20 protein-coding genes are annotated in these 24,621 nt (G+C 50.0%); 13 read left to right on the forward strand and 7 right to left on the reverse strand.

All coding sequences use genetic code 11. From position 1 onward, the window contains the following. Positions 1-46 precede the first annotated feature (46 nt). From FPG75_RS22385 to FPG75_RS22415, 7 genes are all read left to right on the forward strand, one after another. On the forward strand, positions 47-787 hold the full coding sequence (locus FPG75_RS22385; protein WP_143310148.1) for a polyprenol monophosphomannose synthase: 741 nt from the start codon (positions 47-49) through the stop codon (positions 785-787). A gap of 91 nt (positions 788-878) precedes the next feature. Further along, on the forward strand, positions 879-1,766 hold the full coding sequence (locus FPG75_RS22390) for a DMT family transporter (RefSeq protein ID WP_143310150.1): 888 nt from the start codon (positions 879-881) through the stop codon (positions 1,764-1,766). Positions 1,767-1,849: 83 nt separating this feature from the next. Continuing rightward, on the forward strand, positions 1,850-4,681 hold the full coding sequence (locus tag FPG75_RS22395; protein ID WP_143310152.1) for an alpha/beta hydrolase family protein: 2,832 nt from the start codon (positions 1,850-1,852) through the stop codon (positions 4,679-4,681). A gap of 238 nt (positions 4,682-4,919) precedes the next feature. Beyond that, the gene (locus FPG75_RS22400; protein ID WP_143310154.1) at positions 4,920-5,759 is read left to right on the forward strand and encodes a helix-turn-helix domain-containing protein; all 840 of its coding nucleotides are present in this window, start codon (positions 4,920-4,922) and stop codon (positions 5,757-5,759) included. A 37-nt stretch (positions 5,760-5,796) separates the two neighbouring features. Beyond that, positions 5,797-6,252 carry a GNAT family N-acetyltransferase gene (locus FPG75_RS22405; RefSeq protein WP_143310156.1) on the forward strand — a complete coding sequence of 152 codons (456 nt, stop codon included), beginning with the start codon at positions 5,797-5,799 and terminating at the stop codon, positions 6,250-6,252. Positions 6,253-6,291: 39 nt separating this feature from the next. Beyond that, the gene (locus FPG75_RS22410) at positions 6,292-6,795 is read left to right on the forward strand and encodes a cupin domain-containing protein (protein ID WP_143310158.1); all 504 of its coding nucleotides are present in this window, start codon (positions 6,292-6,294) and stop codon (positions 6,793-6,795) included. A gap of 184 nt (positions 6,796-6,979) precedes the next feature. Next, on the forward strand, positions 6,980-7,603 hold the full coding sequence (locus tag FPG75_RS22415; protein WP_143310160.1) for a DUF4230 domain-containing protein: 624 nt from the start codon (positions 6,980-6,982) through the stop codon (positions 7,601-7,603). Between the two features lie 3 nt (positions 7,604-7,606). Here the strand turns inward: FPG75_RS22415 and FPG75_RS22420 are convergent, their stop codons facing one another. Then, the gene (locus FPG75_RS22420) at positions 7,607-8,320 is read right to left on the reverse strand and encodes a hypothetical protein (protein WP_143310162.1); all 714 of its coding nucleotides are present in this window, start codon (positions 8,318-8,320) and stop codon (positions 7,607-7,609) included. Between the two features lie 252 nt (positions 8,321-8,572). On the opposite strand from FPG75_RS22420, the gene FPG75_RS22425 reads away from it, so the two are divergent. Then, positions 8,573-8,893 carry an RNA recognition motif domain-containing protein gene (locus FPG75_RS22425; RefSeq protein ID WP_143310164.1) on the forward strand — a complete coding sequence of 107 codons (321 nt, stop codon included), beginning with the start codon at positions 8,573-8,575 and terminating at the stop codon, positions 8,891-8,893. 112 nt (positions 8,894-9,005) lie between these two features. Here the strand turns inward: FPG75_RS22425 and FPG75_RS22430 are convergent, their stop codons facing one another. The 4 genes from FPG75_RS22430 to FPG75_RS22445 form a co-directional block, all read right to left on the reverse strand. Continuing rightward, the gene (locus FPG75_RS22430; protein ID WP_143310167.1) at positions 9,006-10,346 is read right to left on the reverse strand and encodes a dihydrolipoamide acetyltransferase family protein; all 1,341 of its coding nucleotides are present in this window, start codon (positions 10,344-10,346) and stop codon (positions 9,006-9,008) included. A gap of 45 nt (positions 10,347-10,391) precedes the next feature. Continuing rightward, the gene (locus FPG75_RS22435) at positions 10,392-11,639 is read right to left on the reverse strand and encodes a competence/damage-inducible protein A (RefSeq protein ID WP_143310169.1); all 1,248 of its coding nucleotides are present in this window, start codon (positions 11,637-11,639) and stop codon (positions 10,392-10,394) included. Positions 11,640-11,729: 90 nt separating this feature from the next. Then, entirely contained in the window at positions 11,730-12,140 is a 411-nt protein-coding gene (locus FPG75_RS22440) for an acyl-CoA thioesterase (RefSeq protein WP_143310171.1), read from the reverse strand. Between the two features lie 54 nt (positions 12,141-12,194). Then, positions 12,195-12,602, reverse strand: coding sequence for a DoxX family protein (locus FPG75_RS22445; protein ID WP_143310172.1), 408 nt, complete (start codon positions 12,600-12,602; stop codon positions 12,195-12,197). A 219-nt stretch (positions 12,603-12,821) separates the two neighbouring features. Between FPG75_RS22445 and FPG75_RS22450 the strand changes: the two genes are divergently transcribed. The 3 genes from FPG75_RS22450 to FPG75_RS22460 all read left to right on the forward strand — a co-directional run bounded on the left by FPG75_RS22450 (position 12,822) and on the right by FPG75_RS22460 (position 18,668). Continuing rightward, the gene (locus FPG75_RS22450) at positions 12,822-15,896 is read left to right on the forward strand and encodes a tetratricopeptide repeat protein (protein WP_143310175.1); all 3,075 of its coding nucleotides are present in this window, start codon (positions 12,822-12,824) and stop codon (positions 15,894-15,896) included. 69 nt (positions 15,897-15,965) lie between these two features. Next, the gene (locus FPG75_RS22455; RefSeq protein WP_143310178.1) at positions 15,966-17,618 is read left to right on the forward strand and encodes a TonB-dependent receptor; all 1,653 of its coding nucleotides are present in this window, start codon (positions 15,966-15,968) and stop codon (positions 17,616-17,618) included. A 93-nt stretch (positions 17,619-17,711) separates the two neighbouring features. Continuing rightward, on the forward strand, positions 17,712-18,668 hold the full coding sequence (locus FPG75_RS22460; protein ID WP_143310180.1) for an HU domain-containing protein: 957 nt from the start codon (positions 17,712-17,714) through the stop codon (positions 18,666-18,668). Here FPG75_RS22460 and FPG75_RS22465 read toward each other — a convergent pair. Next, a complete protein-coding gene (locus FPG75_RS22465; protein ID WP_143310182.1) occupies positions 18,665-19,564 on the reverse strand; it encodes an SDR family oxidoreductase in 900 nt (299 codons plus the stop codon). The two genes, FPG75_RS22460 and FPG75_RS22465, sit on opposite strands and share 4 nt — an antisense overlap. Before the next feature lie 290 nt (positions 19,565-19,854). After that, a complete protein-coding gene (locus tag FPG75_RS22470) occupies positions 19,855-21,939 on the reverse strand; it encodes a prolyl oligopeptidase family serine peptidase (protein WP_201747997.1) in 2,085 nt (694 codons plus the stop codon). Between the two features lie 176 nt (positions 21,940-22,115). On the opposite strand from FPG75_RS22470, the gene pfkA reads away from it, so the two are divergent. Together pfkA and pyk are read left to right on the forward strand one after the other, a co-directional pair. After that, complete coding sequence (pfkA, locus tag FPG75_RS22475; protein WP_143310187.1) at positions 22,116-23,096, forward strand: 6-phosphofructokinase; 981 nt, start codon at positions 22,116-22,118, stop codon at positions 23,094-23,096. Between the two features lie 12 nt (positions 23,097-23,108). Then, positions 23,109-24,596 (forward strand): pyruvate kinase, encoded by a 1,488-nt coding sequence (gene pyk / locus FPG75_RS22480; RefSeq protein ID WP_143310190.1) that lies wholly within the window; start codon positions 23,109-23,111, stop codon positions 24,594-24,596. Positions 24,597-24,621: the final 25 nt, after the last annotated feature.

Genomic DNA, 24,621 nt, shown 5'->3' on the forward strand with positions numbered 1-24,621 from the left:
GCGGGCGAATTGAACTATTTTCGCAGTCCTAAAATATTCGGCTGAATTGGAAAAGCTTGTCATTATACCTACGTACAATGAAAAGGATAATATCCGGAACATCATTGACGCTGTATTTTCCTTACAGCAGGATTTTCATGTCCTCATCATCGATGATGGCTCCCCGGATGGCACCGGCGCTATTGTAAAGTCGCTACAGCAGCAGTTTCCAGGCCAATTGTTCCTGGAAGAAAGATCCGGCAAGCAGGGCCTTGGCACTGCCTATATCCATGGTTTCAAATGGGCGCTGGCCAACAATTACCAGTACATTTTTGAAATGGATGCCGACTTCTCCCACAATCCGAAAGACCTGGTACGCCTTTACGACGCCTGCGCCAAAGACGGCGCCGATGTGGCTGTGGGCTCCCGCTACGTGAAAGGCGGCAAAACCGAAAACTGGCCATGGGACCGTGCCGTATTATCCTACGGCGCCTCCATCTATGTGAGCATCATCACCTGGATGCCCGTAAAAGACCCCACCGCCGGATTCGTTTGCTATCGCAATGAAGTGCTGCAAGCCATCAACCTGGATCAGATCCAGTTCGTAGGCTACGCTTTCCAGATCGAAATGAAATTCACCGCCTGGAAACTGGGCTTCCGCATCAAAGAAGTACCCATCACCTTCAAAGACCGGAAAGAAGGCTACTCCAAAATGAGTAAAGGCATCGTGAAAGAAGGCATACTCGGCGTGCTCAAGATCCAGTGGCAAAGCCTGTTCCGGCATTATAAGAAACGAGTAAGAAACTAAAAGATATTGAGGGATTTATTGATTTACGGATTTGTTGATTGATTTGAAGCGATCAACAAATCCATAAATCAATAAATCCGTAAATCCGTAAATGAAAAAAGCATTTCTTCAACTGCACCTATCCGTATTCCTGGCTGGTTTTACGGGCATCCTCGGCAAACTCATCTCCCTGAACGAAGGCCTGCTGGTGTGGTACCGCTTACTGATCACTGCTGTTACTTTATACATATTGTTCCGTGTTCAAGGCACTTTCAGGAAATTGCCCTGGAAAGATATACTGCCGATCGGCGCCACCGGCGTAGTGGTAGCCCTGCACTGGCTGTTCTTCTACGGCAGTATCAAATACGCGAATGTATCCATCGGAGTGGTCTGCTTTTCTCTCACCAGCCTCTTCACCGCTATCTTCGACCCGCTCATCAACCGCCGCCGCTTTGATGTGGCGGAATTGCTGCTTAGCCTGCTCACGCTCAGCGGTATCCTGCTCATCTTTCATTTTGATACGCAGTTCCGCACGGGTATCATACTGGGCATCATTTCCGCAATGTTTGCCGCACTGTTCACCGTTTTCAACAAAAGGCTCATCAAACGTTTTGATACCCGCACCATCACGTTCTATGAGCTGTCTACCGGTTTTGTAGTGCTCACACTGGGGCTGCCATTCTACGTATATGCGTTCCCGGTACCTTCCCTGATGCCCGGTACCATGGACTGGATCTACCTGCTGATCCTTGCCTGGGCCTGCACCGTATGCATGTACCTCCTGAGCATGGAGGCCCTGAAAAAGATATCTGCCTTCACCGTCAACCTCTGTTTCAACCTGGAACCGGTATACAGTATCGTGCTGGCTTTCCTGCTCTTCCATGAAAATAAATACCTCAACCCGGCCTTCTATGGCGGCTTAGCCTGCATCATGCTGTCGGTATTGCTGCAAATGCTGCGCGTGGCGCGCCAGAACAGGCTGGCCAGGAAAGGTTTATAAGCAATCCTGCGCGCTCATCCCTTTTTTAACACTGCTTAACACTGCATTTCGTATTTTAATCGCCGGATTATTTATTTAGCCTTATGAGAAAAGTTTTACTGGGGATATCCCTCCTGGGATCATCCCTGTTTACTTATGCACAACAACCTGCCAAGCAAGCGCTGGATCACAGCGTTTACGACAGCTGGCAAAGCATTGGAACCAAAGTGATCAGTAACAACGGACAATGGGTAGTATATACCATCGTACCGCAGGAAGGTGATGCCAACCTCGTGATCTACGACCGCAGCACCGGCCACTCGCTCACCGTTCCGCGCGGCGCCAGTCCTGTGATCACACAGGATTCGAAGTATGTTGTTTTCAGCATAAAACCTGTATTCAAAACTGTACGCGAAGCAAAGATCAAAAAGAAAAAACCGAATGAAATGCCGAAAGATTCACTCGGCATCGTTACACTCGGCAGCGACACCGTACTGAAAATGCCGAACGTAAAATCGTTCAAAACGCCCGCTAAAGGCAGCAACCTGCTGGCCTACCTGGTAGAAAAACCGGAAGCCGATACCGCCAAAGGCAAAGTTCCCCGCGCCATCAAAACCGCCAAAGACGATGACCGTGCGGACGACGACAAGGATGCCGCCAACAAATCCGAGAACGGCATACTCGTGATCAGGCAGCTCCAGAGCGGCTTACAGGACTCTATCAAAAATGTGTCGGAGTACTTTATCAGCAAGCCTGGTAACAACCTCCTCGCAGAGATCAACAGCGAGAAGAAAGATTCCCTCTCCCGCACAGGCGTATTGCTGTGGCATGCCGCCACCCGCAAAGCAGATACCCTCAGCCGCGGCTATGGCGATTACAAACAGTTTGCCTTCGATGAGAAAGGCGAACAGGCGGCTTACTTCGGTACCCGCGACAGCGCCAAATCCCTGCAACAGTTCTATCAACTGTTCTACTTCAAACCCGGACAAGACAGCGCCATCACCGTCGCCGATAAAAATACCAGCGGCATCCCCGCTCACTGGACCATCAGTCCGCACAGCAATATCTCTTTCAGCAAAAACGGGCAGCGCCTCTTCTTCGGCACCGCGCCTATCCTTCCTCCGAAAGACACGACCATCGTGGATTTCGAGGTAGCGAAAGTGGATATCTGGAACTATAAAGACGACTACCTGCAGCCCATGCAGCTGAAAAATGTCGATAAGGACCTGAAAAGGAATTACGCCGCCGTGTACTACCCTGCCAGCAAACGCACGGTACAACTGGGCGGCGAAGACCTCGAAACCCTGCTCACCACAGACGAAGGTAACAGTAACTACGCCCTCGGCTATACGGACAAAGGCGAACGCATTCCGCTGCAATGGATCGGCCGCACGCTCAAAACCGCCTTCCTCGTGGATGTGAACGACGGCACCCGCAAAAAGATCAAGGATAAACTGGATGGCAGCTATTACATCTCCCCTGCCGGAAAATATGTGATCTGGTATGATCTTGCAGACAAACAATGGTTCACCTACGATAACGCTACCGGCGCCATTACCAATGTAAGCAAGGATATTCCCACAAAGGTGTATGACGAAGAAGATGATCATCCCGATGTACCTGAGCCTTATGGTCTCGCCGGATGGATGGAAGGCGACGCATTTGCGTATATCTATGACCGTTATGATATCTGGCAGATAGATCCATCGGGTAAAAAAGCGCCGCTGTGCCTCACCGGCAGCTACGGCCGCCAACACCGCACCCGCCTGCGCAATATCCGGCTGGATGAGGAAGAAAGATTTTTCCATCCCGGCCAAACGCTTATCCTTACAGCATTCCAGGATAGCGTCAAATACAACGGCTACTATTCCCTTCAATTACCGAAGAAAGGAAAGCCTGCTGCGCCGCAGCAGATCGTGCTGGCGCCTTACGCCTTTGGTGAGCTGATCAAAGCTAAAAATGCCGATGCCTGGGCTTATACCAAAGCCAGCTACGTGCTTTCGCCCGATGTGTATACCGGCAGCAAAATCGCCGATGCCGTGAAGATCAGCAGCATCAACCCGCAACAGCAGCAATACAACTGGGGTACCGCCGAACTGTACAAATGGACCACTTTCAGCGGCAAACCCGCGGAAGGCATCCTGTACAAGCCGGAAGATTTCGATCCCAACAAAAAATACCCGGTCATCTTCTACTTCTACGAAAAACTGAGTGATGGCCTGTACAGCTATATGGCGCCTGCGCCTACGCCTTCGCGCCTCAACATCCCGTTCTTCGTGAGCCGCGGCTACCTGGTGGTAGCGCCGGACATCAGCTATGAGAACGGTTATCCGGGCAAGAGCGCGTATGATTACATTGTGAGCGCCGCAGAAACGCTGGCCAAACAACCCTGGGTGGATGGCAAGCATATGGGCATTCAGGGCCAGAGCTGGGGCGGTTATCAGGTAGCTTACCTGGTTACACAAACCAATCTCTTCGCCGCAGCCTGGGCGGGCGCGCCGGTAGCCAATATGACCAGCGCCTATGGCGGCATCCGCTGGGAAAGCGGTATGAACCGGCAGTTCCAATACGAGCACTCGCAAAGCCGTATCGGTGCTACCTTGTGGGAGAAGCCGGAACTGTATATCCAGAACTCTCCACTGTTCAACCTGCCCAAAGTGACCACGCCCATTGCTATTATGGCCAATGATGCCGATGGCGCCGTTCCCTGGTACCAGGGCATTGAAATGTTTACCGGTCTGCGTCGTTTAGGCAAGCCCGTATGGATGCTCAATTACAATAACGAAGCCCATAACCTCGTGCAGCGCCAGAACCGCAAGGATATCCAGCGCCGCGAGCAACAGTTCTTTGATCACTTCCTCAAAGGCGCTCCCGCTCCGCAGTGGCTGGAAAGCGGCGTGCCTGCCACCGAGAAAGGGATCAACTGGGGCTGGTAAAATATAATTACGGATTACGAATTAAGAATTACGGCCCTCCTGGTAGATCACCGGGAGGGCCGTAATTCTTAATTCGTAATTCGTAATTATTAGAAGTCCGTAATTCTTAATTCGTAATCCGTAATTATTAGAAGGCCGTAATTCTTAATTCGTAATTCGTAATTATCATAAAATATTTCATTTATATGATTTTTTAACATATATTTACATTATCCTTTGAACCAACACTATTGCACCTATGAACTTCCACATCTACCACCCGGAGGATGCCTTGCGTCCGTTTGTAAAGCAATATTATTACTGGGAAGATAATACCAGGGGAGTGATCCAGCTACCGCAAAGCCTTTTTGCGCTGGGCGATCAGTACATGGTATTTATCCATGAGGGAGAAGCTACCGTGAAACCCGCGCACCACAAGCCTTTCACCTTGCCGGCCAATGCCGTGATCGGGCAGTTCACCTGTGCCTGCCAGCTGCATGTGAAAGGACCGGTGAAGATCGTGATCGTACAACTCAATGCCTATGGCTGCTACCGCCTCACCGGGCTGGATATGCATGCCTTTACCAATTATTACCGCAACCTTGCCATGCATAGTAATCCGCTGTGGATACAGCTTTCCGCCAAGCTGGCGGCAGCGCGGCAGCCGGACGAGATCATACCGGTGCTCAACCAGGCTTATCAGCAAGCCCTTTCACAGGAGCCCCGTTCACTGAAGCAGGTAGATGAAATGGCCGATTATCTCATCGCCAAACAAGGAAATGTAAGCCTGGGCGAACTGGCGCATATCTTCCATCTCTCCCGCCCTACTATGGAGCGTATATTCACTGCCGTTATAGGCATACCGCCGCAGCTGTATATCCGCATGGTGCGCTTCAAGATCGCGCTGCGCTCATTGCAGCAGCTCAACCTGCCCCAGTGGCAGGCGAATATGGGCCGCAGTAGCTATTATAACCAGGCCATGTTCGTAAAGGACTACCTGCTTTTCAATGGCGACACGCCTTCCTATTTCGAGCCCATATCCACTACCATCGCGCACATCCATCAGGGTAACCGCTTACAAATAGCCGTTGCCAGCTGATATTTTTTGGCTTATTTTAGTAAGATAAAACTAGGATATGGCCGAAATTGATGTTACGAAAGAAGATTACAGGATCAGCAGCGACAAGCAACTGCTGAACGTTCCCGTCATTCACCGTTTTTTATCGGAAGAGTCCTATTGGGCAAAAGATATTCCACTGGGCACTGTGCTGCGCCAGATAGAAAATTCCGTTTGTTTCGGGCTTTTTCATAAAGATGAACAGATTGGTTTTGCGCGGGTGATCACCGACAAAACCACTTTCGCTTACCTCGCCGATGTGTTCGTATTACAGCCTTGGCGGGGCAAGGGTTTATCCAAATGGCTCGTGGAACAGATACTCGCCCACCCCGACCTGCAAGGGCTGCGCCGCTGGCTGCTCGCCACCAGCGATGCCCATGGCCTCTATGCCCAGTTTGGTTTCACGCCGCTCGCCAACCCCGAAAGGATCATGCAGATTCATAACCCTGACGTATATACGAAAAAAGAAGAATAACGTTTCTTTTGATTAACTTACCCCCCAAAATGGTGACCTATGCAACATTCTGCCGCGTGGTGGCGCGAACACTTACAGTTACAATCACATGTGGAAGGCGGCGCTTTCCGTGAAACCTATCGCTCCGAGTGGAAGCTGGATATGGCTACCCTCCCCGCCGGCATGAAAGGCAACCGCAATGCTTCTACCTGTATTTACTTCCTGCTGGAAACCGGGGAGATATCTGCCTTTCACCGCATTGCGGCGGATGAGATCTGGCATTTTTATGATGGCAGTACCCTCACGATATATGAGATCGAGCCGGGCGGCAACCTCCGCACGCATAAGCTGGGCCGCAATATCCTGGCGGGCGAGCAGCTACAGGTGGTGATCGCCGCAGGCAACTGGTTTGCATCGCGCGTGGAAGCGCCGGATAGTTACGCGCTCACCGGCTGCACTGTGGCGCCAGGCTTCGACTTCGCCGATTTTGAACTCGCCGAGCGCTCGCCCCTGCAGGCGGCCTATCCGCAGCATGCCGCGCTCATCGCGGAACTCACGCGCTAATGTTCACGCAAAGGCGCAAAGCAGCAGAGGCGCAAAGGCGGAAAGCGCAGGCTGCACGCGCATCGCATTAACAATTTACCGGCACAAATAAATCGCGCCTATTCTTATCTGCGGGCGCAGCCCGCCCTTTGCCCCTTTGCTGCTTCGCGCCTCTGCGAGAAATCTTTTTTCTTAACTTACACGCATGAAAAAGATCCTGTATGCCGTCGCGCTGATCATCATAGCCATATTCATTTTCTGGCTGGGCCGCTTCTTCGGCAGCAAAAATGTGAGTCAGCAAGTGATCTCCAACAGCACCATCGTAAAAGAGATCGCAGAACTGGCCAGTCTGGACGTGGAAGGCAGCGCCAGTATCAAACGTAGTAATATCGGCAACAATGGCGACTGGACCGATAACCTGAAAAAGACTTTCCTCGAAAATACGATCTGGGTAACGGTGCCCTACCAGGCAAAATATGGCGTGAATATCGACGATAAACATTTTAAAGTAGATATGAGCAACAAGCAGATCATCGTATACCTGCCAGCGCCAAAACTACTCAGTTACGAGCTAAAGCTCGATCGCATGGAAACCGCCAACCGCAAGGGTTTGTTCCTTTTCCAGGACGATGAAACCTATACCGATGTGCAGAAGAAATTATACCAGACTTCCCGCGATCAGCTGGAACACAATACGGTGTACATAGAAAAGTCGAAAGCGAAGATCAGGCAGATGATGGCGCAATATTATGCGCCTTTCCTGAAAGACCATACGCTGGATGTGCGGTTCGACAGCAGTGCCGCCACTGCTGCGCCTGCGCTGCCATAGCGCTTATGCGGCGGCCAGGTATTTCACGAGGCTCCTTTTGGCCACTGGCAACAGCGTTTCATTAATTGGCATCACTAACTTTGTTTCCACGCAATACACAGCAGGGTTGGGCATTTCAGCGTGTGAACGCAGCAGCAGGCCTTTGATATGTTCGCAGGTATGCACGAGGTCTTTCTTATACGCTTCCAGGTAATGCATATGAATGCCCCTGAATTTTTCATCATGCCGCTCAAAGATCGTGAGGCGATAGGCATATACCAATACATCGCGGTAATGGCCGTCGCACAGCAGCATAAAGCCTTCCGCAGGATCGAGTGGCACCAGGCCCACCGGGGAAATGCTCAGCTTGTCTTCCACAAATTCATATAATTCCGTACCCTCCCTGATCGTGTTGTTCATCTGTGGCAAAGAGTACTGGATGATGTTTTCCAGCTCCTGCATCAGTTCATCATCAGCGATCAGCTGTTCATAGAGCAGCTGCAGTTTTTCCATGTTCACGGTGGTGAGTCGTTTAGGGAATTGCTGTTGGAGGAACTGTTTGTTTTCCCGGAATGCGAGCAGGTTATTATAGTGGAAGATGATATCAGCGAGCTGGGGATATAATTTATGCTGGTTGAAGTAGCGGTTAATATCTTGCAGATATGCCAGCAATGTGTATTTCTTCAGCTCAAAATCGATGTATCCGTCTGCAAACCAGGTTTCACTCAATGCTCCCATAACAATTTAATTTAATGGATCATATCCTGAATTTACGAAAAAAAACGCGGAAAAAACGGGATTGTGAATGATACAGGCATTTTTTAAAGATTATTTCAAAAGCAGGAAGAATGAATACGGTAAAGGGTTTGAGAGATTATGATATCAAGGCGGATTTGTTAATAAGAAATATTTTTAAGGGCTGTCTTTTTTATTAGTTTAATTTTCATAACTTCAGGTACAATATTTTTCATTTTTTTAATTTCAGTTATCATGAACATTTACGTAGCCAACCTGCATTATAGGTTGAACGATGAAGATCTTCATCAGATCTTCAGCGATTTTGGAGAGGTTACCTCCGCTAAGGTTATCAAAGACCACGAAACCGGCCGCTCACGTGGTTTTGGATTTGTGGAAATGCCCAATCAGGAAGAAGCAGCTAAGGCTATGGATAGTTTGAACGGCAGCGAAGTAGAAGGCAAGCAATTGATGGTAAACGAAGCAAGACCTAAACAACCGAATAATAATTTTAAAGGTGGTGGCAACCGTGGCGGCGGTGGATATGGCGGCGGCGGTCGCGATCGTCGTTACTAATCGCCCCTTATTCGGCAAAACCAAGACGAAACTAAAAGCGACGAGGCGTTCATATGAACGCCTCGTCGCTTCTTTTTTAGCCCTTGAAGCAATGCTTCAAGGGCTTTATTATTTAGAAACTTTTCTTCGGATCAAAATTTTCCAGCTCCTGTGCTACCGCCGTGAGGAAAGTAGCGCCCAGGGAACCATCTACGATACGGTGATCGTATGACATGGACAGGTACATCATATGCCTGATAGCGATGGAATCACCGAGTTCTGTTTCAATCACCACCGGGCGTTTTTTGATAGCGCCTACGGCCAGGATGGCCACCTGTGGCTGATTGATGATGGGTGTGCCCATCAGGCTACCGAAGGTACCTACATTGGTGAGTGTGAAAGTACCGCTCTGGGTATCTTCCGGTTTCAGCTTGTTCTGGCGGGCGGCATTGGCCAGTGCGTTCACCTGTTTGGTAAGACCGGTAAGGTTCAGCTGGTCCGCATTTTTGATCACTGGCACGATGAGGTTACCGGAAGGCAATGCAGTGGCCATTCCCACGTTGATATCTTTCTTGATGATGATCTTGTCGCCATCCAGTGAGCAATTGATCAGCGGGAAACGCTTGATACATCTTACGATCGCTTCGATGAACAGCGGTGTGAAAGTGAGTTTTTCGCCTTCACGTTTTTCGAAATCGCCTTTCACGCGGTCGCGCCATTTCACCATATTGGTAACATCGGCTTCGGCGAAGCTGGTCACATGCGGGCTGGTTTGCTTGCTCATCACCATGTGATTCGCGATGAGCTTGCGCATGCGGTCCATTTCAATGATTTCCACGTTGCCATTGTAGGTAGGCGAGGCCACAGTGGTGGTAACAGCGGCTGTGCGTTGGGCCGCAGCGGCGGCAGGAGCAGCAGCAACAGGCGCCGGCGTTACATCCGGGATCACCTTGCCTTCCTTACGGTCGGCCACATACTGCAAAATGTCTTTTTTGGTTACGCGGCCTTCGCTGCCGGAACCGGGGATCTTTTCGAGGTCGGCGAAGCTCACGCCTTCCTGTTGTGCGATGGTAAGTACCAGCGGCGAATAAAATTTTGCGCCGGCTCCGGAGGCCACAGGAGCGGCTTCTTCGGTACGGGAGGCCGCGGCAGGCGCCGGGGCGGAAGTGAATTTCGGTTCTGCTGCAGCAGGTGCAACAGGCGTGGAATCGGCAACAGCTGCGGTTGCGTCGGCATTGGTGTTGATACGGGCGATCACTGTACCTACCGGCACTACGTCGTTTTCGGCAAACAACAGTTCTGTGATCTCGCCCTCTGCGATGGATGGCACTTCGCTATCCACTTTGTCGGTGGCGATTTCCAGCACGGTCTCATCTACCTTTACGTGATCTCCGGGCTTTTTATGCCAGCGCAAAATGGTGGCTTCCATAATGCTCTCCCCCATTTTAGGCATTACCAATTCTATAATGGCCATAAGATTGAATTGCTTTTAGTGCGCAACAAATTTAAGGGAATTGTATCAATCCTCCTGTAAGATCAGTTTGCGTAGTTCGTTCATAGCGTATACGGCCGTCATCTGTGTATTGCGTTCACGGTCGTAGCGCAGGTGATATTTGATGGCGGTGGTGCGCTGGCGGCTGCCTACGGCGATCCATACCGTGCCCACGGGCTTTTCAGGCGTGCCGCCATCGGGGCCCATGATACCGGAAACGGCGATAGCATAATCTGTTTCCAGCAATTGTAGTGCGCCTGTTACCATTTCACGCACGGTAGCTTCGCTCACAGCGCCATGCGCCTGCAGCGTGGCGGCTTGCACGCCCAGCATCTTCACTTTCATTTCGTTGGCATAGGCGACAACGCTGCCTTTAAAATAGTTGGAGCTGCCCGGCACAGCGGTGATCCAGCTGGCAATCAGGCCACCGGTACAGCTTTCAGCAGTACCTACCGTTTTGCCCCGCTCTTTCAGCAGGCCACCCAGCACTTCACCCATCGTAAGGTCCTGGTCTGCAACGGTGATATCAACAAGGCGCTCTTTCAGCTCCGTGAAATAGATGCCCAGTTCTGCCGCTGTGGTGATCTTGTCGGCGCCCTGGGCGGTGAGTCGCAGTTTCAACAGACTATAGCTGGGCAGGTAAGCCAGTTTGATATGCGGCGGCAGTTTGGCTTCAAAGTCTGTGATGCGCTCTGCCACAAAGGATTCGCCCATACCGGAAGTGATCAATGTATGATGCACTACTGCCGGCGTATTGAAATGCGCTTCCAGCCTTGGCAGCACATGGTTTTCCATGATGCCTTTCATTTCGTGCGGCACGCCGGGCATGGATACATATATCTTCCCGTCTTTTTCGAACCACATGCCGGGCGCAGAGCCACGGTCGTTGGAAAGCACCGTGCAGGATGCCGGCACCAGCGCCTGGTCTACGTTGCGTTGCAGGATAGGCAGGCCGCGGCTTTCGAACATATACAGCACCTTCTTCAGTACTTCTTCATCTTGTACGAGACGGGTGCCGAAATATTCGCAGAGCGTGGGTTTGGTGATATCGTCGGCGGTGGGGCCAAGGCCGCCGGTGATGAGGATGATATCGGATACTGCTGCTTCTTTAGCCATCGTAGTGAGAATGTCTTCTTTCACATCGCCAATGGCTACACGCCGGTGTACCCAGATGCCCATCGCATTGAGCTGTTGCGCCATCCAGGCGGAATTGGTATCAATGGTTTGCCCGATCAGCAATTCATCTCCAATAGTAATGATACTGGTAGTGACCATGAAAATATTTGCGGATTTTTTGATTTACGGATTTCTTGATTTAGAGATCGATAAAAAATCCGTCAATCAAAAAATCCGTCAATCCATAAATTATTGAAAAAATGGTTCCAGTCTGTGTTTCAACGCATCAGGAAGGCCTGCTTTCTGGCGGGTGTTCACATCCACGAATACGAGGGTGGTAACGCCTACGTTCAGCAGTTCTCCTTTTTCGTTGTATAGCTCACTGTGAAACTGTATCCGCGAGCTTTTAGGCAGCTCTTTCAGTATAGTCTTCACCGTTATGAGGTTATCATAGAATGCCGGCCGGAAATATTTTACATTCAGTTCGGCTACAGGCATCATCACGCCTTGTTCTTCCAGTTCGCGGTAGGTGAAACCCAGTTCCCGTATCGCTTCTGCCCTCCCTACTTCGTAATAGAGGCCATAGTTGCCATAATACAGGTATCCCATCTGGTCGGTCTCTCCATATCGAACTCTTATTGTTGTTGTGCTGATGAACATGGTTCTCGTCTTTTTTATTGCAAAAATATTGCTCTTGTCACAAAGATCAATCCATTACTTGCCGATCAGTCCATCGATAGATACTCTGCCTGGTCCGGTGAAGAGGATCACCACAAAGGCAGCGAGGTACATGACAGGCAATTCGATCTTGTCTACCGGCTGATGTGCATTGATGATGAAGATGATCACGGACATGCAGATCACGAGCGGAATGGCCGCCAGCCTGGTCAGCAGGCCGATGATAATGAATACTGCGCAAAAAACCTCGGCAAACACCGTCATCCCCAGTGAAGTGGTATGGCCCACATGCAGCGGATCAGGAAAGGTGCGTGCCTTGGCGGCAAAGTTGATCAGTTTAGGCCAGCCATGCAAGAGGATCAAACCGCCAAATACCAATCGTAGCACAAGCATCGAGAAGTGCACAGCGCCATTCGTAAAGCCTGCCGAAAACAGTTTTCTCATAGTAGGTAAGGTTTTTGCTTGTAATTTATTTTTCGCAAGATAGCTTAATCGCTTTTGCCGGTATTCCGGAGTTATCCACATCGGTTGGAAAAGCATTCTAAAAAGAAAAGATATAACTTTTATATTTGCTGAAAGGCACAACAAGAGTAATCGCCCGGCCGGAAAATATTTCCGCCCGGTATTCGTTTTAATCGCATATTCAAGATATAAAGCAACAGCATGCAGTTAATAAGAAAAATTATTGTTCCAGGCCATCTGTACTTATCCCTTATCGCCTTCACGGGCGCCTGTATTGCGGGAATGCCAGCCGCAAAGGCGCAACAGACACGCATCTACACAGATCCTGAGAAAACATTCAAGGACGCACAGCAATATTTTCAGCATGAAAAATATGCTGTGTCCATGCAGCTTTTCAAACAAACGATCGATAATATCGATTATTTTCACGAAACAAACCGCGACCTGGTAAAAGCAGATGCCTACTACTATTATACCATCTGCGCTCTCAAACTGCAACAGGACAATGCGGAAAAACTGGCGCTCGATTATCTCAAGCTGTTCAACAACAACGCCCGCGAACAACTCGTCAGCTATCAACTTGCGAAATATTATTTCCATCTCAATAAACTGAAAGAAGCAATCCCTTATTACGAAAAAGCGGGGATCGACAACCTCTCCAACGCTGAAATCGCAGCTGCGAAATTCGAACTCGCCTACTGCTATTTCAATGTGAAAGACTTTCAGAAAGCGCAGCCGCTGTTCGCCTCCATCAAGGAAATACAGGGAAAATATTATATCCCTGCGAACTACTACTATGGCTTCATCGCCTATTACAACAAGCAGTACGGCGAAGCGCTCAACAGTTTTCAACGCGTAGTAAACGAACCGAAATACAGCAATGTGGTGCCTTATTACATCGCTGAAATTTATTATTTCCAGGGCAAAGCCGATCAACTCATCGCCTACGGCGAGCCACTGTTGCAGAAAGGCGGCCAGTACTATGAAGCAGAGCTGAAACAACTGATCGGTAAAGCCTATTTCGAGAAGAAAGATTATAAAAAAGCATTGCCCTACCTGCAGGAGTTCCAGGATAATTCCGACGATGTGAAGAATGAAGATATCTACCAGCTGTCTTATTCTTACTATCAAACCGGCAACCTGAAAAAAGCCATCACCGGCTTCAAACAACTCAGCAGCGCCAAAGATTCACTGGGTCAGAACTCGATGTACCTCCTGGGCGACTGCTACCTGCGCACCGGCCAGAAAGCCAATGCCCGCAACGCTTTCGCCTTCTGCGCCAATAACAGCTCCAACCCGCAGCAACAGGAAATCTCCCGTTTCAACTACGGTAAATTATCCTACGAACTGGGCTACCAGGACGCTGCCCTCACCGAACTTACACAGTTCGTGAAAACCTATCCGCAATCTGAATATAACAAGGAAGCCAGGGAAATACTGGTGAACCTGTTCATGAATACCAACAACTACAAAGATGGCCTGGCAACGATAGAGATGATCCCCGACAAGAATCCTACCGTGCTGAAAGCCTACCAGAAAGTAGCCTATGGCCGCGCCACAGAGCTGATCAACGACCAGCAACTGGCCGAAGCAGAGCGCCTGCTGGATGTAGCCATCAAAAATCCATACGATGCCAACATCAGGCAGCTGGCCTATTTCTGGAAAGCGGAGATCGCGCTGCGCCAGAACAAGACCGACAATGCCATCACTAACCTCAACGCCTATCTGAATACTACCGCACCCGTTTCCGGTGAGGCCAACGCACAAACGGCCAGCTATAACCTGGGTTATAGTCTGCTGAAACAGAACAAATACGCCGACGCACTGCCGCATTTCGAATCAGCGGAAAGAGCCAGCGGACCTAATGCACAGCGTATCGCCAATGATGCCGCCCTGCGTGCGGCCGACTGCTACTACATGCTGCGCCAGTTCCCGAAAGCGATCGCCCTCTATGATCGCATCATCAACAACAACGAACCCGGCTCCGATTATGCGACCTATCAGAAGAGTATCATCCTCGGCCTGCAAGGCAAACAAAGCGAGAAACTGGCCCTGCTGAAACAACTGGGCAACAAATTCCCAAGCTCCGGCTTCAACAACGAAACAGATATCGAGATCGCCAACACTTATCTCGCATCAGAAAAATACAACGACGCTATCCCTTACCTGGAAAGCGTTTTACAGAAACAGCCCAACGGCCCTAACGCGCCGCGCGCCCTGCTGAAACTGGGCCTCTGCTGGTTCAATAAAGACAATGACAGCAAAGCCCTCTCCTACTATCGTCAGGTGGTAGAGAAATTCCCAGGCGCACCGGAAGCCAACGAGGCCATGCAAAGCATCAAACAGATCTATGTGAGCCAGGGCAAAACCGACGACTACCTCGCTTTCCTGAAAGCCTCCGGCAGAACGGTGACTGCATCGGCAGAAGATTCCCTCACCTATGCCGCCGCTGAATCGCGCTTCACCAGCAACGACTGCGCCGGCGCCACCAGCGCATTCAACAGCTACATACAGAAATATCCGAATGGACAATTTATCCTCCCGGCCTATTTCTACAAAGCAGAATGTGCGTATAACAATAAAGACTATACGAACGCATTGCCGGCATATGAATTTGTGCTGTCGCGCAATAACAGCATCTACGCGGAACGCGCTGCTTTACAAGCCGCGAACATCAACTTCTACCAGGCAAAGGATTATAACAAAGCGCGCACTTACTACCTGCAACTGCAAGACCTGGCCACCAGCAAGGAAAACAGCATGGCGGCCACCCGCGGCCTGCTGCGCAGCAATTACCAATTGAAACACTGGGATGAGGTGAGCAACTACGCCGAAATGCTGCTGTCGGGCTCCAATCTGAGTACCGACGACCAGATCATCGGGCACTTCTACCATGCAAAAGCACAGAAAGAAAATGGCCAATACGCCGCCGCTGTCACTGAATTTAAAACAGTGGCCGGCATGACCAAATCAGAAACCGGCGCAGAAGCACGTTATGATATTGCCGATTGCTACTTCCGCCAGGGAGAGCTGGATGCCGCCGAGAAAGCAGGTTTCGACGTGATCAAGAATACATCTTCCTACGAATATTGGGTAGCAAAAGCGTATATCCTTCTGGGTGATGTATACGCCAAACAACAGGATTATTTCAACGCCAAAGCCACCTTCCAGAGCGTAGCCACCAACTGCCCTATTGCCGAGCTGAAACAGGAAGCGAAAGACAAACTCGCACAAACCGAAGCAGAGGAGAAAGCAGCGGGTAAAAAGAAGAAGTAAATATTTTTTGATTGACGGATTTACGGATTTTTTGATTTACGGATTTTTTGATTTAGGATTTGATTTAGCATGAACATCACTCACTCATACAACAAGCGCCTCTTCCTGACAGCTGCGATCGGCATCGCCGGAGCCCTGCACCAGCAAGCCGCCGCACAGGAAACAACGCTGAAACAGGAAACGATCGATATCATCTCTACTTACCAGCCCAAGTTGAGAGATGCTGCCAAACTGAATCTCACGGCCTCGCTGCCGGCAGTGGACAGCTCCCGCCCTTCGCTGAAGTACCAGATACCGGCGCTCAACCTCAACTTCATGTACCAGGCCGCTCCGCTGAAACCACTGGCCCTCGGCAAAGATTCACTGGACCTCCTGCAAAATAATTTTATCAAACTGGGATATGGCAACCTCAACACGCCATTCGTACAAGCCGGCTTCGGCAGCGGCAGGCATGAGCAATATAACTACGGCCTCTACGCCAGCTATGTAGGCTCCAAAGGGAAAGATATCCCCGACCAGGATTACAGCGCCCTCAACGTACTGGCCGCCGGCTCCTACCTGCTGCCTAAATTCCAGTTCAATGCCAGCCTCGCTTTCGACCGAAACAACGTTCATTATTACGGCTACGATCATACCGGCGGCAACCTGAACAAAGATGATATCTCACAAACATTCAACCAGCTGACGGCACAGGTGAGCGCTAAAAACCGCCCGCAGAACGACTGGGCCTTTCAGTTTGAGCCCAGGGTGAAGTTCATCGCCTTCAACGATTCCTATAAACGCAATGAAAGCACCTTCATCCTGAATGTGCCCGTGAGCAAGCAGATCGTGGAAGATATCTATATCAAAGCGGAAGGCGTATTTGACCTCTCTGCTTTCAAGGAAGATAATAACCGCGTGATCAACAATAACCTCGTGGCCGTGCATCCTGCCGTGGAGATCATCAAACCTGGATTTGTGCTGCACGCCGGCGTAAATCCCACATGGACCAACGACAAGTTTTTCCTGCTCCCCGATATCGTGAACGAATCACACCTGATCCGGAAAAAACTGATCCTGAGCAGCGGATGGATCTCTTATTTTGAAAAGAACACCTACCGCAACCTCACCAGCCGCAATCCTTTCTTCCGCGGCCAGATGGACGGTATGCTCAACACCCGCGTGGAAGAGAAATACACCGGTATCAAAGGCACGCTGGGCAGTCATTTCAACTATAACACCAAATTCGCATCTGTTACCTGGTACAACCTGCCGCTCTTTGTGAACGACAGTCTTGACACCAAACGTTTCATGACACTGAACGAAACACAGTTGCGCGCTTTCCAGCTGCATGCAGAAGTAGGCTATATCCAGGAAGAGAAATTCCAGGCGCGTGTGAGTTTCGACTGGTACAACTATAACAAACAGGAACTGCAACAGAAGCCATGGCACCTGCCTGCCTTCCAGGGCGACCTCTTTGCACAATATACCATCGCTAAAAAACTGCACCTGAACGCCGACCTCTTTGCCTTGAGCGGCAGCTATTACCTGCTGGCCAACCAGAAAGATTTCGGTAAAACCAGCGGCGCATGGGATATGAACGCAGGCGCCTCTTACGATATCGGCAAGCACTTCAACCTCTGGGTGAATGCCAATAACCTGTTCAATACCCACTATCAACGCTATTACCTCTATCCTACCTACGGGTTTAATATAGTTGGTGGAATTATGGTAAAGTTCTAACTTCAACCTTCGGCAATTAAAAAATAAGTACACCCCTTGAAGCGCCGCACACGCTTCAAGGGGTCATTCAATTAAAACCGTTTCCCTTTACACATGGTCCTTCAGCAATATATCCAGGAAGTGCTCTTCAGGCAAAGAGTTTGTGTGGTCCCCCACCTGGGCACCTTCCGTATCGAGCATTTCCCGGCACAGTATAACGTAAGCGCACAAACGCTGACCGCCCCGCGCGACCAGGTATTATTCACTCAAACCTGGCAAGACGACGGTTCCTGCCTCGAGTGGATCGCACTCAAGGAAAACCTCGTGCCTTCTGTGGCACAACGTAAGCTGGAAAAATACCTGGATGAACTGAAAGAAGAATTGAAAACAGGCAAGCCCATGATATTGCCGGGCATCGGGCAATTACAGGGCGACTTTGCCGGCAATATTCATTTCTATGCAGAAGAATTGCCGCTAAGCCAGGATACCTTGTCGCTGCGACCTATCCGGCAGGAAGAGGCTGCACCGGCGCCCGCGCCCACACCTGCTGCACCGGCAGCCAGCATCACCATACCACCTGCGCATGCGGAACAACAGCCCCTGGAACCAATCATGACGGAAGAAGCAGAAGAAACGCTGGAAACCATCACAGAAGAAAGCGGCTTCAAATGGTGGTGGGCAGCCGTTCCTGTAGCAGCTATCATTGGCGGACTGGCCATCTGGTGGTATGTGAGCAATCAATCCACGCCGGTGGCGATGCCTACTCCCAACACCGATACCGTGAAGCATGAAAGCCTTACCCCTGCCGACAGCCTGCAACAGGCCGACAGTACGCATGCCGCACTAACGGCAACGCCTACACTGAATTATTTTGCTGTAGTGGCCGAATTTGCTGACAGCGTCAAAGCGCTCAAGTTCGAAAAAAGGCAGAAAGGATGGGGCCGCGAAGTAGTGATGTACAAACGCAATGACCTGTTCAAGGTAGCCGTACCCCTCAGCGGTGCGGACTCTCTCAAAGCGCTGGACAGCATCAAAGCTGCCTTTGGCAATAAAGCATATCTGGAATACTAGCCCTTGATCTCGGCTGCCACAATTTCCAGGCCTTCCGCAAAGCTATGCGGCTGGTAGCCCAGTTCTTTTTGGGCCTTGTCGATGATCAGGCCTGTTTTGGCAGGCCGTGGGGCAGGCTGGGCAAGGCTTTTAGCGCTGATGCTTTCTATCAGGCCCGTGTCCAGCTGAAAATATTCGGCCGTTTTGACGGCCATATCATAAGGAGTAAGCACATCTTTTCCTGAGAGGTTGAAATAACCTGGCGCCTTTTTATCTGCCAGCAGGCGGATGCCTGTGGCCAGATCATGGCACAACGTGGGCGTTCTCCACTGGTCGTTTACCACTTTGATCTTTTTGCCCTGCTGCAGGTTGTTCTTCACCCAGGTGATCATATTGCTGCGATGCGGATCGGCCACCACGCCGTATACCAGCACGGTACGCACAATAGCCCACTGCAATTTGCTGTTATGCACGATCCTTTCTGCCGCCACCTTGCTGGTGCCGTAATAGCAGATAGGATTCACTGCTGCATCTTCCGCATAAGGGCCCTGAAGGCCGTCGAACACGAAATCAGTGGAAAGAAAAATAAAGAAAGCATTGATTTTTTCGGCGGCCTGCACAAGGTAGCGGGTAGCGCCTACATTGGTATCCCAACAGGCGTCCTTGTTCTTTTCGCATTCATCTACCTGCGACATGGCGCCTGCATGGATGATGATCTCCGGTTTATATTTATCCACCAGCTGTTGCACACTGCCGGCAGAGCGGAGATTCACCGCTTCATAAATATAGTTGTCATGCCGCGGAAAGCGGTTGGGGCCTCTGCCGGTAGCGATCACTTGATATTTCCCGTCTTGCAGAAAAATGGGGATCAGGTGCTGACCCAATAGTCCGTTACTTCCTGTTATTAGTACATTCATAAACCATATTCAAAAGGCATCTTTAAAGATACGGATTTAATAATTACGAATTACGCATAGTGTAGTTGCATAAATGTATCGCCCCTACGGGGCTTGATGTTGGTAGATCGTATTTTGTTCTCCCCGGGTTTCACCCGGGTCTACCGGGCTTTCGCCCCTACGGGGCGTATAGAAGCGGAACATTTACGTTAGTAGATGAAACGTATGACTAATACATGATCTAGCCCCGTAGGGGCGATACATTTATGCAACTACATCATTCGTAATTATTAATTCGTAATTCGTAATTATTATTTCATTCCCAGGTTGTACATGGTAAAGGCCCAGATATCTGTGGCCTCATCGATCATTTTGGAAGTAGGCTTGCCCGCGCCGTGACCCGCCTGTGTTTCAATGCGGATGAGGGTGGGGTTAGGCCCCGCATTGCAGGCCTGTAGCGTAGCCGCAAATTTGAAAGAATGCGCCGGCACTACACGGTCGTCATGATCCGCAGTAGTGATCAGCGTAGCCGGATAGGAAGTACCAGGCTTCAGGTTATGCAGTGGAGAATATTTAATGAGATATTTGAATTGCTCCGGATGATCACTGCTGCCATATTCCACGGCCCAGGCCCATCCGATGGTGAACTTCTGGAAACGAAGCATATCCATCACGCCTACTGCCGGCAATGCCACCTTAAAGAGCTCAGGGCGCTGCGTCATACAGGCCCCGACCAGCAGCCCGCCGTTGGAACCTCCGCGGATAGCCAGCTTCGACGGATTGGTATATTTCTCCTTAATGAGATGTTCTGCCGCACCGGTGAAGTCATCAAACACATTTTGTTTTTTCTCCATCATGCCCGCCTTATGCCATGCCTCGCCATACTCGCTGCCACCGCGTAAAGAAACGACAGCATAGATACCGCCCTGTTCCATGAAGTACAGGTTCGATACGCTGAAACTCGGCGTCACCGCGATGTTGAAGCCACCGTAGCCATACATCAGCACTGGATTGTTGCCATCTCTCTTCATACCTTTTTTATAAGACAGGAAGATGGGCACACGGGTACCGTCTTTACTGTTGAAGAACACCTGTTTGGTTTCATAATCGTCCGGGTTGAATTTCACCTCCGCTTTGCTAAACAAGGTGCTGACGCCGGTTTTGATATCATATTTATAAACGGTGGCCGGCGTAACAAAAGAAGAGAAGGTGTAGTACAGTTCCGTTACTTCTTTTTTAGCGCCAAATCCGCTGGCAGAGCCTATGCCGGGCAGTTTCACCTCATGCATGTTTCGGCCATCGTAATCATATTGATACACGCGGGATGCCGCATCTTTGAGATAAGAGAGCAACAGTTTACCACCGGCGCTCTCGGCGCTCTGCATCGCTTCGGGCTTTTCCGGTACGATGGTTTTCCAGTTCTTTTCTTCCGGTTGCTTCGGATCAATGAGCACGATCTTGTAGTTAGGCGCCTGTACGTTGGTGCGGACCAGCAGCTTATCGCCCACATTATCGATCACGTTTGCTTCATTGGCGAAACCCGGAAAGAGCGTTGCAAAGCCTTTGCTGGCGGGATCTTGCAGGTCGCGGTAACGGATCTCTACGCCGGAAGTGCCTTCGGTGAGTTCCAGCAGGAGGAAGCGGCCATCTTCTGTAACGCTGGCGGAGCAATTGCGCAGCGGATGTTCTTTATCTTCATAGATCAGCTCATCCTGCTCCTGTTTATCGCCGATCTTGTGATAATATATTTTCTGGAATTCATTTTTCCTGGACAGGCGGCTTTGTTCATCGGGCTGGTCATAGCGGCTGTAGTAGAAGCCATTGCCTTTCCAGGCGATGCCGCTGAATTTGAGCCACTCCAGTTTATCGCTCAGCAATGCTTTGGTCTCCACGTCCATTACAAATGCATCCTGCCAGTCGGAGCCGGCCCTGGCGATGAGGTAGGCGGCGTATTTACCATCTTTCGAGAAGCTGAGCGTGCCCAATGCGGCGGTGCCTTCGGCAGATAATTTATTGGGATCAATAAATACTTCCGGTGTGCCATTGGGTGTGGTGGAGCGATAGAGAACAGATTGGTTCTGCAATCCATCGTTCTTAAAATAGTAGTAATACTTGCCGTGTTTAACCGGAGCGCCATTCTTGGGATAATTCCAGAGGGTCTCCAATCTTTTTTTAATGTCGTTGCGGAAAGGGATACGGGATAAATAATCTTGCGTGATCTTATTTTCTTCTGCTACCCAGGCTTTGGTTTCAGCGCTGTGATCATCTTCCAGCCAGCGGTAGGGGTCAGCGATCTGTGTACCGTGATAATTGTTGACGGTATCCACCTTTTTGGTGATTGGATATTTAATATCGCTGGAATACTGTGCTATGGCTTGTCCTGTCATTAAACTCATACCGATTATTAACCACCTCCTATTAGTTTTTTTCAACATGCCTATAATTTTTAAAAAAATTTTCTACTTTGTTTAATCAAATTTAAAAATTTAGGTTATTTCATCAGATAACTGTTAGAAAACAATTGCAAAATGTTATTTTTGTGCGCCCTTAAGATATTTTTTTAGCAATTTATATGAAAAAACTGAACAACATTGCAGTCCTTACCTCAGGGGGAGATGCTCCTGGCATGAACGCCGCAGTTCGTGCCGTCGTAAGAACGGGCATTTATCATCAGCTGAATGTGTTCGGCATTATGTACGGTTACAGAGGAATGTTGAAGAATGAGATATTCCCGATGGAGTCGAAATCAGTGGCGAACATTATTCAACGCGGAGGCACCATATTGAAGACCGCCCGGTGCAAAGAGTTCTATGAATATGAAGGGCGAAAAAAAGCTTATGAGAATCTGAAGAAACACAACATTGACGGGTTGGTTGTTATAGGTGGCGACGGCTCGTTCAATGGTGCGCAGAAGTTCAGCCAGGAATTTGATATTCCGTGTATAGGCTTGCCTGGTACTATTGACAAGGACATTGCTGGCACTGATTCTACGATTGGTTTTGATACGGCGGTAAATACGGCGATAGAAGCGATCGACAAGATCAGGGACACAGCGGATGCGCACGACCGTTTATTTGTGATTGAGGTGATGGGCCGCGATGCAGGCTACATCGCGCTTCACAGCGGTATCAGCACGGGTGCAGAGCACGTCTTAATGCCGGAGCGTAAAACAGAAGTAAACGAAATTATTGAAGAACTGCAGGCAAACGAGCGCAGAAGAAAGCTCGTGAACCTCATTGTAGTGGCCGAAGGAGATGAAACCGGCGGCGCCAATGAAGTAGCCCGCAGGATCAAAGATCACTGCCCTCAACTGGATACCAGGGTTTGCATCCTGGGACATATCCAGCGTGGTGGCGCCCCCTCCTGCCAGGACCGTATCCTGGCGAGCCGCCTCGGCTACGCCGCTGTAGACGCCTTACTCGAAGGCATACACAACGTCATGATCGGCGTTGTTAATGACAAGATCCATTATACACCTCTTGACAAAGCTGTAAAAGCGAAACAGGAAATTGACCCCGAATGGTTTAAGATTGTTAAAATTCTTGCGAGTTAAAAAATAAGACTTATGAGTACAAAGGATCTTTCGAAATACTTTCACAAGCAGATGGACAACGCTGCAGGTAGAGAACACTCTTCCCACAAAACAAAAATTGTAGCAACCGTTGGCCCGGCCTGTGATACCTATGAAGGACTGCTGGCGCTGGTAAAAGCAGGCGTGAACGTTTTCCGCCTTAACTTTTCCCACGGCTCGCACGAAGATAAACTGCGGATCATCGAATATATCCGCCAGATCAACAAAACAGAACCTTACAACGTGGCCATCCTGGCCGATCTGCAAGGCCCGAAACTGCGCGTAGGCGAAATCGCAAACAATGCGCTGCCTCTCAAAACCGGTGATATCCTCACTTTCGTAAACGAGAAAGTAGTGGGCACCATGGAAAAAATCTATGTTTCCTACCCTGACCTGTACAAAGATCTCAAACCCGGTCAGAAAATCCTGTTGGACGATGGTAAGATCGAAACAGTGGTAAAAGAACTCACCCCTGCCGGCGAAATCAAAGCCGAAGTAACATTGCCAGGCGTGCTCTCTTCCAAAAAAGGTTTCAATCTTCCCGATACCAAAGTATCTCTGCCTGCCCTTACCGAAAAAGATATCATCGACCTGGAATTTATCATCGACCAGGAATGCGACTGGGTGGCCCTTTCCTTCGTGAGAAGCGTAAAAGACCTGATCGACCTGCGCAAACGCCTGGAAGCGCGCAATTCCAAGATGAAAGTGATTTCCAAGATCGAAAAACCCGAGGCCATCCAGAACCTGAAAGAAATTATCTGGGAAAGTGATGGCGTAATGATCGCCCGTGGCGACCTCGGCGTGGAACTGCCTGTAGAGCAGATCCCGATGATCCAGAAAGATATTATCCGTAAATGTATCCACCGCGCGAAGCCCGTTATCGTAGCTACGCAGATGATGGAAAGCATGATGGACCGCACCCGTCCTAACCGCAGTGAGATCACAGACGTGGCCAACGCCGTACTGGAAGGCGCCGACGCAGTAATGCTCAGCGGCGAAACCGCTACCGGCCAGTTCCCCGTACTGGTGATCCAGACCATGAACAAGATCATCCAGGAAGTGGAAAAAGAAGCGATCATCTACAACCGTAACCTGATCCCTCACCGCCACTCTCCTACCTTCCTCAGCGATGCACTGTGCTACAACGCCTGTAAGATCGCCGAAGACCTCGATGCTGATGCCCTCATCGGTATGACGCAAAGCGGCTACACCGGCTTCATGCTGAGCAGCTACCGTCCGCGCTCTCCGCTCTACGTCTTCACCAAAGAAAGAACACTGGTGAACCAGCTGAGCCTCAGCTGGGGCGTACGTGCCTTCTACTACGAAGAAGAAGAAAGCCTTGACGATATCGTTTTCGATCAGATCAACATCCTGAAAGAAAGAGGTTTCGTGAAAGTAGGCGATGTAGCCGTAAACACCGGCAGCACGCCCGTGAAGCTGCACCTGCCTACCAACATGCTTAAAATCACCAGGGTAGAATAGTGACCTTATCAGTTAAAGCAACAAG

The sequence above is a fragment of the Chitinophaga vietnamensis genome, from assembly GCF_902167635.1.
Taxonomy (GTDB): domain Bacteria; phylum Bacteroidota; class Bacteroidia; order Chitinophagales; family Chitinophagaceae; genus Chitinophaga; species Chitinophaga vietnamensis.

Excerpts from the sequence above, each read along its gene's own strand:
- FPG75_RS22390 (WP_143310150.1), top strand. The coding sequence starts at position 879 with ATGAAAAAAGCATTTCTTCAACTGCACCTATCCGTATTCCTGGCTGGT.
- FPG75_RS22395 (WP_143310152.1), top strand. The coding sequence starts at position 1,850 with ATGAGAAAAGTTTTACTGGGGATATCCCTCCTGGGATCATCCCTGTTT.
- FPG75_RS22400 (WP_143310154.1), top strand. The coding sequence starts at position 4,920 with ATGAACTTCCACATCTACCACCCGGAGGATGCCTTGCGTCCGTTTGTA.
- FPG75_RS22405 (WP_143310156.1), top strand. The coding sequence starts at position 5,797 with ATGGCCGAAATTGATGTTACGAAAGAAGATTACAGGATCAGCAGCGAC.
- FPG75_RS22410 (WP_143310158.1), top strand. The coding sequence starts at position 6,292 with ATGCAACATTCTGCCGCGTGGTGGCGCGAACACTTACAGTTACAATCA.
- FPG75_RS22415 (WP_143310160.1), top strand. The coding sequence starts at position 6,980 with ATGAAAAAGATCCTGTATGCCGTCGCGCTGATCATCATAGCCATATTC.
- FPG75_RS22420 (WP_143310162.1), bottom strand. The coding sequence starts at position 8,320 with ATGGGAGCATTGAGTGAAACCTGGTTTGCAGACGGATACATCGATTTT.
- FPG75_RS22425 (WP_143310164.1), top strand. The coding sequence starts at position 8,573 with ATGAACATTTACGTAGCCAACCTGCATTATAGGTTGAACGATGAAGAT.
- FPG75_RS22430 (WP_143310167.1), bottom strand. The coding sequence starts at position 10,346 with ATGGCCATTATAGAATTGGTAATGCCTAAAATGGGGGAGAGCATTATG.
- FPG75_RS22435 (WP_143310169.1), bottom strand. The coding sequence starts at position 11,639 with ATGGTCACTACCAGTATCATTACTATTGGAGATGAATTGCTGATCGGG.
- FPG75_RS22440 (WP_143310171.1), bottom strand. The coding sequence starts at position 12,140 with ATGTTCATCAGCACAACAACAATAAGAGTTCGATATGGAGAGACCGAC.
- FPG75_RS22445 (WP_143310172.1), bottom strand. The coding sequence starts at position 12,602 with ATGAGAAAACTGTTTTCGGCAGGCTTTACGAATGGCGCTGTGCACTTC.
- FPG75_RS22450 (WP_143310175.1), top strand. The coding sequence starts at position 12,822 with ATGCAGTTAATAAGAAAAATTATTGTTCCAGGCCATCTGTACTTATCC.
- FPG75_RS22455 (WP_143310178.1), top strand. The coding sequence starts at position 15,966 with ATGAACATCACTCACTCATACAACAAGCGCCTCTTCCTGACAGCTGCG.
- FPG75_RS22460 (WP_143310180.1), top strand. The coding sequence starts at position 17,712 with ATGGTCCTTCAGCAATATATCCAGGAAGTGCTCTTCAGGCAAAGAGTT.
- FPG75_RS22465 (WP_143310182.1), bottom strand. The coding sequence starts at position 19,564 with ATGAATGTACTAATAACAGGAAGTAACGGACTATTGGGTCAGCACCTG.
- FPG75_RS22470 (WP_201747997.1), bottom strand. The coding sequence starts at position 21,939 with ATGAGTTTAATGACAGGACAAGCCATAGCACAGTATTCCAGCGATATT.
- pfkA (WP_143310187.1), top strand. The coding sequence starts at position 22,116 with ATGAAAAAACTGAACAACATTGCAGTCCTTACCTCAGGGGGAGATGCT.
- pyk (WP_143310190.1), top strand. The coding sequence starts at position 23,109 with ATGAGTACAAAGGATCTTTCGAAATACTTTCACAAGCAGATGGACAAC.